The sequence below is a fragment of the Streptomyces sp. MB09-02B genome, from assembly GCF_033794485.1.
In the GTDB taxonomy this organism is placed as follows: Bacteria; Actinomycetota; Actinomycetes; order Streptomycetales; family Streptomycetaceae; genus Streptomyces.
In genome coordinates, this window is record NZ_JARGEE010000360.1 from 1 (window position 1) to 9,312 (window position 9,312).

Annotated in this window: 12 protein-coding genes; 7 read left to right on the forward strand and 5 right to left on the reverse strand. The window is 71.6% G+C overall.

The features are described 5' to 3' along the window. The first annotated feature begins 218 nt into the window (after positions 1 to 218). Positions 219 to 836, forward strand: a complete 618-nt coding sequence (locus P1P70_RS34325) for a TetR/AcrR family transcriptional regulator (protein WP_319244838.1) — start codon at positions 219 to 221, stop codon at positions 834 to 836. 33 nt (positions 837 to 869) lie between these two features. Here the strand turns inward: P1P70_RS34325 and P1P70_RS34330 are convergent, their stop codons facing one another. The 4 genes from P1P70_RS34330 to P1P70_RS34345 form a co-directional block, all read right to left on the reverse strand. After that, the gene (locus P1P70_RS34330; protein ID WP_319244820.1) at positions 870 to 1,193 is read right to left on the reverse strand and encodes a multidrug efflux SMR transporter; all 324 of its coding nucleotides are present in this window, start codon (positions 1,191 to 1,193) and stop codon (positions 870 to 872) included. A gap of 140 nt (positions 1,194 to 1,333) precedes the next feature. After that, on the reverse strand, positions 1,334 to 2,347 hold the full coding sequence (gene rsgA, locus P1P70_RS34335; RefSeq protein ID WP_319244822.1) for a ribosome small subunit-dependent GTPase A: 1,014 nt from the start codon (positions 2,345 to 2,347) through the stop codon (positions 1,334 to 1,336). Positions 2,348 to 2,363: 16 nt separating this feature from the next. Continuing rightward, entirely contained in the window at positions 2,364 to 3,695 is a 1,332-nt protein-coding gene (aroA, locus tag P1P70_RS34340) for a 3-phosphoshikimate 1-carboxyvinyltransferase (protein WP_319244824.1), read from the reverse strand. Between the two features lie 131 nt (positions 3,696 to 3,826). Next, entirely contained in the window at positions 3,827 to 4,549 is a 723-nt protein-coding gene (locus tag P1P70_RS34345) for a M50 family metallopeptidase (protein WP_319244826.1), read from the reverse strand. A gap of 105 nt (positions 4,550 to 4,654) precedes the next feature. Between P1P70_RS34345 and P1P70_RS34350 the strand changes: the two genes are divergently transcribed. The 4 genes from P1P70_RS34350 to rsrA all read left to right on the forward strand — a co-directional run bounded on the left by P1P70_RS34350 (position 4,655) and on the right by rsrA (position 7,367). Further along, on the forward strand, positions 4,655 to 5,470 hold the full coding sequence (locus tag P1P70_RS34350; protein WP_319244828.1) for an SOS response-associated peptidase: 816 nt from the start codon (positions 4,655 to 4,657) through the stop codon (positions 5,468 to 5,470). A 1-nt stretch (position 5,471) separates the two neighbouring features. Further along, positions 5,472 to 6,119 (forward strand): alpha/beta family hydrolase, encoded by a 648-nt coding sequence (locus tag P1P70_RS34355; RefSeq protein ID WP_319244830.1) that lies wholly within the window; start codon positions 5,472 to 5,474, stop codon positions 6,117 to 6,119. 268 nt (positions 6,120 to 6,387) lie between these two features. Continuing rightward, positions 6,388 to 7,059 carry an RNA polymerase sigma factor SigR gene (gene sigR / locus P1P70_RS34360; RefSeq protein WP_045559042.1) on the forward strand — a complete coding sequence of 224 codons (672 nt, stop codon included), beginning with the start codon at positions 6,388 to 6,390 and terminating at the stop codon, positions 7,057 to 7,059. Beyond that, complete coding sequence (rsrA, locus tag P1P70_RS34365) at positions 7,056 to 7,367, forward strand: mycothiol system anti-sigma-R factor (protein WP_319244833.1); 312 nt, start codon at positions 7,056 to 7,058, stop codon at positions 7,365 to 7,367. The genes sigR and rsrA overlap by 4 nt, the downstream gene beginning before the upstream one ends. An 87-nt stretch (positions 7,368 to 7,454) precedes the next feature. Here the strand turns inward: rsrA and P1P70_RS34370 are convergent, their stop codons facing one another. Continuing rightward, positions 7,455 to 7,820 carry a hypothetical protein gene (locus P1P70_RS34370; protein ID WP_045559040.1) on the reverse strand — a complete coding sequence of 122 codons (366 nt, stop codon included), beginning with the start codon at positions 7,818 to 7,820 and terminating at the stop codon, positions 7,455 to 7,457. A gap of 194 nt (positions 7,821 to 8,014) precedes the next feature. Here P1P70_RS34370 and P1P70_RS34375 point away from each other — a divergent pair, with 194 nt between their 5' ends. Together P1P70_RS34375 and P1P70_RS34380 are read left to right on the forward strand one after the other, a co-directional pair. Further along, positions 8,015 to 8,356 carry a hypothetical protein gene (locus tag P1P70_RS34375; protein ID WP_319244840.1) on the forward strand — a complete coding sequence of 114 codons (342 nt, stop codon included), beginning with the start codon at positions 8,015 to 8,017 and terminating at the stop codon, positions 8,354 to 8,356. After that, positions 8,353 to 9,189 carry a DUF4388 domain-containing protein gene (locus P1P70_RS34380; RefSeq protein ID WP_319244836.1) on the forward strand — a complete coding sequence of 279 codons (837 nt, stop codon included), beginning with the start codon at positions 8,353 to 8,355 and terminating at the stop codon, positions 9,187 to 9,189. The genes P1P70_RS34375 and P1P70_RS34380 overlap by 4 nt, the downstream gene beginning before the upstream one ends. The last annotated feature ends 123 nt before the right edge of the window (positions 9,190 to 9,312 follow it).

Sequence of the window (9,312 nt, forward strand, 5' to 3'; positions counted from 1 at the left end):
GGGCGGCGGCACGATCGTCCGCCCGGCTGGGGCAGGCCGGGGGACTTGCCCTCGCGGAGCTGGGTACGGGTGGTGGTGCATGACCAGGGATCCGGCGGAGCGTGCCGCGCACGTTGGCCGGTGTGCGCCCCCAGGGGGCGCCGTGAACCCTTGACAGTGACTTGATGCGCGTCAAATCTGAGGGCCAGAGCCGCCCGCTCGCTTTTAGGGAGGCGATGATGCCTGCAGCGCGGGAATCCTTGTTGGACGCCGCTTACACGGCGCTGGTGCGCCGGCCGTGGTCCGCCGTGCGCATGGTGGACGTGGCGGCGGTGGCCGGAGTGTCACGTCAGACGCTGTACAACGAGTTCGGCAGCAAGGACGGGCTCGCCAGGGCCCTGGTCCGCAGGGAGGCGGACGGCTATCTGGCGGGCGTCGAACGCGCGCTGGCCATCCCCGCGGACTCCCGGGACCGGTTGGCAGCGACCGCCGAGTGGACCGTGGCGGCCTCCCGCAACAACGCGCTGGTCCGCGCCATGCTCACCGGCTGCTGGAGCGAGCGTCTGCCCTCACCGACGCTCGCCGCGGTGCGCTCGTCCTCCGTGGTGCCCGCACAGCGCCGCGCGGACGGACCGCTGCCCGCGCCCGCCGACTTCGTGGCCCTGGTGCGCGAGCGGGCCGTGGCCGTGCTGTCCGCGCCCGGAACCCCCAAGTCGGACCTGACGGAGCTGGCCCGGTCCTGTGAACTCGCCGTGCGGCTGGCCCTCTCGTGCGTGGCGGCGCCCCCGGTCGACGGCGGAGTCACGGACCTCGTGCGGACGGCGCTGCCCCGTCAGCTCAGCAGGCCCCTCGGCTAGGGGGGTCTCGGCCGGAGCGGCGTGCGGGGCGAACTACTGGGCCGAGCCCGACAGTTGGAGTCCCACGACTCCCACGATCACCAGGGTGATCGAGACGATCTTCAAGGTCGACACGATGTCGCCGAGGAAGATCATCCCGTAGATCGCGGTGCCGGCCGCGCCGATGCCCGTCCAGACGGCGTAGGCCGGGCCGACGTCGAGCTTCTTCAGGGAGAGGGTCAGCAGGCCGAAGCTGCCGAGGGCGAAGACGCAGAAGGCGACCGTCGGCCAGAGTCTGGTGAAGCCGTGCGAGAGTTTCAGACAGACGGCGAATCCGGTCTCCAGAAGCCCCGCCACGACCACCAGCAGCCACGCCATGTCTCGTCCTCCCGTGTCCCCACGTTCCGTGACCGCTTCGTCTGTTCTCGGCTGATCTCGTCTGGTCTGGGTCCGACTCGGTGCGATTATGCACTTACCGGGTGGACGGGGGCGCAAACAACGCGGAGGTCAGCGCTGGGTCAGTCGCCTTCCCGCCGTTCGCGCGTCGAGAGCAGCCTGCGCAGGGAGTAGAGCCGGGCCGGGTCCGCGTGCCCGTCCGCCACCCACTGGTCCAGCGCGCAGTCCTGCTCGTCGTGACTGCACGCGCGCGGGCAGCCCTCCGTGCCCGGCACGAGGTCCGGGAAGGCGTTGATCACCCGGGACGGATCGATGTGCGCGAGCCCGAAGGAGCGCACGCCGGGGGTGTCCACGACCCAGCCGCCGTCCGAGTCCGCGAGGGGGAGGGCGAGTGCGGACGTCGTGGTGTGCCGGCCGCGGCCGGTCACCGCGTTGACATGGCCCGTGCTGCGGCGCCGGTCCTCCGGGACGAGGGCGTTCACCAGGGTCGTCTTGCCGACGCCCGAGTGGCCGACGAACGCCGTGACCTTCCCGGCGAGGTGTTCGCGTACGCGGTCGGCGGCGCCGCCCGTCTCCAGCTCCTCGCGGCTCGTCACGACGTACGGGATGTCGATGTCGCCGTAGAGCTCCAGGAGTTTGTCCGGGGAGGCCAGGTCCGACTTCGTGAGGACGAGGAGGGGGGCCAGGCCGCCGTCGTAGGCCGCCACCAGACAGCGGTCGACGAGACGGGGGCGGGGCTCGGGGTCGGCGAGGGCGGTGACGATGGCGAGTTGGTCGGCGTTGGCGACGACGACGCGTTCGTACGGGTCGTCGTCGTCGGCGGTGCGGCGCAGGACCGACGTACGGTCGGCGATGCGGACGATCCGCGCCAGGGTGTCCTTCTTGCCGGAGAGGTCGCCCACGAGGGCCACGGTGTCGCCGACGACCGCGGCCTTGCGGCCCAGTTCGCGGGCCTTCATCGCCATCACCACGCGGTCCTCGACCAGACAGGTCAGCCGGCCCCGGTCGACCGTGAGGACCATGCCCTCGGCGGCGTCCTCGTGCTTCGGGCGGATGTGCGTACGGGGACGGTTGCCCTTGCGGTTCGGGCGGCTGCGGATGTCGTCCTCGTCGGTGTGCTTGCCGTAACGGCGCATGATCCCGGTCCGCCCGTCAGTTCTTCCCGAGCATCCCGGCCCACATGTCGGGGAAGTCCGGCAGTGTCTTGGCCGTCGTCGCCACGTTCTCGATCCGCACACCTTCCACGGCCAGGCCGATGATGGCACCGGCGGTGGCCATGCGGTGGTCGTCGTAGGTGTGGAAGACGCCGCCGTGCAGCGGGCGCGGGCGGATGTGGAGGCCGTCGGCGGTCTCGGTGACGTCGCCGCCGAGTTCGTTGATCTCCTTGGTGAGCGCGGCCAGGCGGTCCGTCTCGTGGAGGCGGAGGTGGGCGACACCGCGCAGCGTGGAGGGGGAGTCGGCGAGGGCGGCGACCGCCGCGATGCCCGGGGTCAGTTCGCCCACCTCGCTCAGGTCCACGTCGATGCCGTGGATCGCGCCCGAACCGGTGAACACCAGTCCGTACTCGGTCAGTTCGCAGGTGCCGCCCATCTCCGTGAAGATCTCGCGGAGCTGGTCCCCGGGCTGGGTGGTGCGCGCGGGCCAGTCGGGGACGACGACCTTGCCCCCGGTCACCAGGGCCGCCGCCAGGAACGGCTGCGCGTTGGAGAGGTCCGGCTCGATCGTGAGGTCGCGGCCCAGCAGGGCGCCCGGCGTGACCCGCCAGACGTTGGGCTCGCCGCCCGACTCCGGGGTGTCCACCTGCGCGCCCACCGAGCGCAGCATGTCGACGGTCATCCGGATGTGGGGGAGGGAGGGCAGGGTCGCGCCGGTGTGGCGGACCTCGACGCCCTGGTTGAAGCGGGGAGCCGAGAGGAGGAGCGCCGAGACGAACTGCGACGACGAGGACGCGTCGATCGCCACCGGGCCGCCATCGAGGGCGCCACTGCCGTGGACCGTCAGGGGGAGCGCGCCCCGGCCGTCGTCGTCGATGCGGGCGCCGAGGACGCGCAGGGCGTCGATCACGCCGTTCAGGGGGCGCTCGTAGGAGCGGGGGTCGCCGTCGAAGTGGACGGGGCCGTCCGCCAGGGCCGCCACCGGGGGGAGGAAGCGCATGACCGTGCCCGCGTTGCCGACGTCGACCGTGGCCGGACCGTGCAGACCGGTGGGCAGGACGCGCCAGGCCTCGCCGGAGCCGCCCGCGCCGGAGGAGCTGGAGGAGACGGTCTCCTCGATGCCGACGCCCATCGCGCGCAGTGCCGCCGCCATCAGGAGGGTGTCGCGGGAGCGGAGGGGGCGGCGCAGCCAGCCGGGCTCGCTCGCGAGGGCGGCGAGGACGAGGGCGCGGTTGGTGACCGACTTGGACCCCGGGACGTGGACCGTCGCGTCGACGGCTCCGCTCGCGGTGGGGGCGGGCCAGAGGGCGGGCTGTGCGTTCAGGGCCATGCGGCCACTTTAGTAGGGGTTCGCTCACGGGGGCGCCTCGTGATCGCCGTGGGCGGCCGAGGGTCCGGCGGGGCTTCTCCCGCGGTTCCCCGCGCCCCTTGGGGCGCACCCGGACCTTGGCTCCAAGGGGCTCAGAGGTTCAGCAGCCAGCGCCCGCCGCCCATCAACGCGCACAGCGACACCACGTGGAACATCACCAGCCACACCGTCGCCGGGAGGTGGGTCAGCCGGGAGAGCTGGTCGGCGTCGGAGTCACCGGCGCCGCCGCGGCGGCGCTTCGCCTGGAGTTCGAAGGCCGGGCGTACGCCCCCCAGCAGCAGGAACCAGACCACCGCGTAGGCGAAGGCGGCCTGGACCTGGGGGCCCGCCAGCCAGGAGACGACGACGAAGGTGCCGCCGGTGAGGAGGACCGTCAGGGCGCCGTAGGCGTTGCGGATCATGACCAGCATGGCGACCAGCAGGATCGTGGCGAGCCAGAGGAGGAGAGTGATGCGGCCGGAGCCGAGGAGGGCGGCGCCGCCGAGGCCGAGCAGCGGCGGAGCGGTGTAACCGGCGGCGGCGGTGAGGACCATGCCCAGGCCGGTGGGCTTGCCGCGGCTGACCGTGAGGCCGCTGGTGTCGGAGTGCAGTCGGATGCCGGTGAGGGTGCGGCCGGTGAGCAGCGCGACCAGCCCGTGGCCGCCCTCGTGCGCGATGGTGATGGCGTTGCGCGAGAGCCGCCAGACGCCGTGCGGGACGATCGCGGCGAGCGCGGCGACCGCGGTGGCTATGACGACCCACAGGTCGGGGTCGGGCTGGGTGCCGAAGACTTCGTCCCACAGGCTGGCCAGCGAGGTGGCTGCGGTGCTTTCCATGTTCTGCGGTGGCTCCTCGGGGTCGCGATCCATGGGGGCTGGCGCGGAGCGCCATCGTTGGGGGGCGGTGGTCGGGTGGCGGGTGGGCCTGGCAGTGTGGCACTTATGTGCGGACGGTATGCGTCGAGTCGTAGGCCCGAGGATCTCGCAGGAATCTTTGAGATCGAGAAGTGGGACCCGGAGGAGACCCTGGAGCCGGATTACAACGTGGCTCCCACCAAGGAGGTCTACGCGGTCCTGGACCGCCCCTTGAAGGACGCCGACGACAAGCGGCCGGTTCGCCAACTGCGGAAGCTGAAGTGGGGGCTCGTCCCCTCCTGGTCCAAGAACCCCGAGGGCGCCGCCCGGATGATCAACGCCCGTGCGGAGACCGTCCACGAGAAGCCGTCGTACCGACGCGCCTTCGCCGCCCGGCGGTGCATCCTGCCCGCCGACGGCTACTTCGAGTGGGTCACCGGCAAGGGGGAGCGGGAGCTGGAGGTCGAGGGGAAGAAGAAGCGGCCGCGCAAGCAGCCGTACTTCGTGCTCCCGGCCGACGGCTCCGTCTTCGCGATGGCCGGGCTGTACGAGTTCTGGCGGGACCGGACGCTGCCGGACGACCATCCGGGGGCCTGGTGGGCGACCTGCTCGGTGATCACGACGGAGGCCGAGGCGACCCCGCTGGCGGTGGCGCCGGAGGACGGCCCGCACGCGTTGGCCGAGATTCACCCCCGGATGCCGCTGATGCTCACGCCGGACCGGTGGGACAGCTGGCTGGACCCGGCCCGTACGGACCTCGACGACCTGCGCGGGCTGCTCGAACCGCCGCCCGCCGGGCTGATGTGCGCCTACCCCGTCACCACGGCCGTCAGCAACGTTCGCAACAACGGCCCGGAGCTGCTGAAGGAGCTGGAGGGGCCCGAGGAGGGCACACTCTTCTGACGTGACCGAGATCGAGGCAGCAGCGACCGAAGAGATCGAGACCGAGGCCGGTACGGGCCGCGTCAGCTGGTACGAGGCCGAGACGCCGGCGTATGTCCTCGCCGTCAGCCACGGCGCCGGCGGTGGCATCGAGGCCCGTGATCTGCGGGCCCTCGCCGCCGTGCTTCCCGCGCACGGCGTGACCGTCGCCTTGGTGGAACAGCCGTGGCGGGTCGCCGGAAAGAAGCTTGCGCCCGCGCCGAAGACGCTGGACGCGGGCTGGCGGGGACTGTGGCCCGCGCTGGCGAAGCCGGGCCTCCCGGTGATCGCGGGCGGCCGGAGCGCCGGGGCCCGGGTCGCCTGCCGTACGGCGGCGGAGCTGGGCGCGGTGGCCGTACTCGCGCTGAGCTTTCCGCTGCATCCGCCGGGCAGGCCGGAGAAGTCCCGGGCCGACGAGCTGCTGGGGGCCGGGGTGCCCACCCTCGTCGTCCAGGGCGGCAACGATCCGTTCGGCAGGCCGGAGGAGTTCCCGGAGGGCGCGTTCGGGCTCGTGGAGGTGCCGTACGGCGATCACGGGTTCGCCGTGCCGAAGCGGGCGCCCCTCGGGCAGGACGAGGCGCTGATGGTGATCACCGGGGGTGTCGTGGAGTGGATCGCGTCACTCCCGTGACCCGTCCGGCGGTGGGCGGGAATGCGGAGCGGCGGGCCTTGGTTGTGCGGATCAGACAGCGCGAAAGACCGTGCTGACCGCCGTACGAGAGGAAGTCCGCCGCATGGGTTCGACCTATTGCCCGAGCCGCAGCAGCCGCGCTGACCTGGACTGGACGGTGCTTCACGCGGCCAAGAGCGGCCCTGTTCGGGCGGCGGCGGGCATGGATCGTCGTCTATCCTCCGATTCTGGTGGTACCGGTTTCGGTATCGCACAGACGTTGGAGGAGGTGGGTCCGGTCACTGGGACCGACGCAGGGACCGAACGGGGCCAGGCGGAGCAGCCCGAGGGCACCGAGACCGCCGCGGAGCGCAGCGCCCGGTTCGAGCGGGACGCTCTGGAATTCCTCGATCAGATGTACTCGGCCGCGCTGCGCATGACGCGCAACCCGGCCGATGCCGAGGACCTGGTGCAGGAGACGTACGCGAAGGCGTACGCGTCCTTCCACCAGTTCCGTGAGGGCACCAACCTGAAGGCCTGGCTGTACCGCATCCTCACGAACACCTTCATCAACTCGTACCGCAAGAAGCAGCGCGAACCCCAGCGCTCCGCGGCCGAGGAGATCGAGGACTGGCAGCTGGCGCGCGCCGAGTCGCACATGTCGACCGGCCTGCGCTCCGCCGAGTCGCAGGCGCTCGACCACCTGCCCGACTCGGACGTGAAGGCGGCGCTGCAGGCGATCCCCGAGGAGTTCCGCATCGCCGTCTATCTCGCCGATGTCGAGGGCTTTGCGTACAAGGAGATCGCCGACATCATGGGGACACCCATCGGTACGGTGATGTCCCGGCTGCACCGGGGCCGCCGTCAACTGCGCGGCATGCTCGAGGACTACGCCCGTGACCGTGGGCTGGTTCCGGCCGGGGCCGGGGAGTCGAACGAAGCGAAAGGCTCGGGCTCATGAGCTGCGGAGAGCCGCACGAGACGGATTGCAGCGAAATCCTCGATCATCTCTACGAGTTCCTCGACCGGGAGATGCCCGACGCCGACTGCACCAAGTTCGAGCACCACTTCGAGGAGTGCTCGCCCTGTCTGGAGAAGTACGGGCTCGAACAGGCCGTCAAGAAGCTGGTGAAGCGGTGCTGTGGGCAGGACGACGTGCCCACTGATCTGCGGGCCAAGGTGATGGGCAGGATCGATCTGATCCGATCGGGACAGGCCGTTCCCGAACACGATGTGACAGCCTCGCCGGTCGCACCGCAGGAGAGCTGAACCTTTTTCTGAGCCCGTTCCGGCAGCGGCCGTCCGCCGTCCCCGGAACGGGCTCAGTCGTGTGCGGAGCGCGGTGGTGGAACCGGCTCAGACCTCGAGGCCGTTCTCGATGCGCTTCAGGCCGTGCCGGGCCAGCGCCAGGTTGCTGCGGGAGCGGTCCAGCGCCAGGTAGAGGAAGAGCGAGCCCTTGCTGCTGCTCAGCGGGCGGATCAGGTGGTACTGCCGGCCCAGGGTGATCAGGATGTCCTCGATCACGTCGTCCATGTCCAGCGAGGCCAGCGTGCGCATCTTGGAGCGCACCACCTCGGTGTTGCCGGCCGCCGCGAGTTCGAGGTCGAGGTGCTGCCCGCCACCGAGGGCGCCGAGCGACATACCGCTCTCGTAGTCGACCAGCGCGACACCGACCGCGCCGTCGAGGGCCATGGCTTCCTTGAGCGCCGTCTCGATGTTCATTTGCTGCCCCAATTCCTCAGTGCTGCTGACCGGTCACTGTCCGGCCAACTACGATCGACGCGAGTGACCCACCGGTCACAAACATCAACTTTTCTGTGTGGTACGGAAGTTGGCGTTCAAAGTACTGTGCGGCGCGTCAACGTGGAGGGCGAATGGGGGGACTTGAGGAAAGGAAGCCCGCGCTCCAGGCCTCCCTGGACCGGCTTCTCGACTCTCCCGGCGTCACCGGCCTCGCCCTGATCGACGCGGTCACGGGACTCACCTACGCCGTCGCGGGCGACGCCGCCCAGGCCGGGACGGGGGCGGAGGGCTCGGATCTCGCCACCCTCATCTCCGACCGGCTCGGCGCTGCCGGGGCCGAGGGGGAGTTGGAGAGCGTGGTCATGACCAGCAGGCGACGCCATCACGTGCTGCTCTCCGTGAACCGGATGGCCGGCGACCCGCTGCTGCTGGCGGCCGGTCTCGACCGCGACCGGGCGAACGTGGCGCTGGCACTGCGCAGCCTCGGCGACCGGGCGCGCGAGGTGCTGGCGTGAAGACACCCTCGGCGCGCAACGTCCCCGCACTGCTGCAGGCACTGCACCAGGAGGGCTACACCGGCACGGTACGGGTCTCCGGCTCCCCCGGTGGCACGATTCACCTGCGGGACGGACTGATCGGCGCGATCGAGACACCGGGCGCGCCGACCGCGACGTCCACACTGCTCGCATCGGGCCGGATCGACGACGACGCGTGGCTGGCGGCCTGGGCCGCCGAGCCCGACGCGGACCGGCTCGCTCCGCACCTGATCACCGCCGGTCTGATCGGCGCCGCCGAACTGGAGGTCGTCTGCACGGCGGCCGTCTTCGACGGGGCCTTCGCGATGGCGCTCAGCCCGCCCGGCGGCTGGGAGCTGACCGAACGCCAGCCCACCCTCCTGACTCGGCCCGGCGTCGAGCCGCGCCCGCTGGCCGAGGAGACCACCCGCCGCATGGCGCTGCTGACGCGGCTCTGGGGCCCCGTGGGCGAACTGGCCCGGATCCGGCCCCGACCGGCCGACGGTCGCGGCGCCCCGGAGTCCGACGGCCGGCTGACCCGACGCCACCGGGACCTCGTAGAGAGCGCCAACGGCCGCCGTACCCCACGCGACATCGCCTTCGCCCGGGGGCGCGGACTCTACGCGGTGATGCTGGACCTCGTCCGGCTTGAAGCCCGCCGGGTCGTCCACTGGGAGACCAGGCCGGCCCCCGACCGCCGGCCCAGCACCGCGCCCCGGGTCCTCCAGGGGCAGTCGGCACCAGACGAACCGTCACCGAGAGCCGGCCCCCTGCCCAGACGCAGGCCCGGTGGAGGTTCTCCCACGGGAGACCTCGGAGCGAAGGGCGGGTAGTGAGCCCCCACAAAGACCCGGCCCGCAAACGCCGCATACGCAGCAAGGCCGCCCGCCTCCGACGGCGTCCGGCGCCGAGAGCGCCCACGGACGACCGCCCGGTCCCGCCCACCGAAGCCCCAC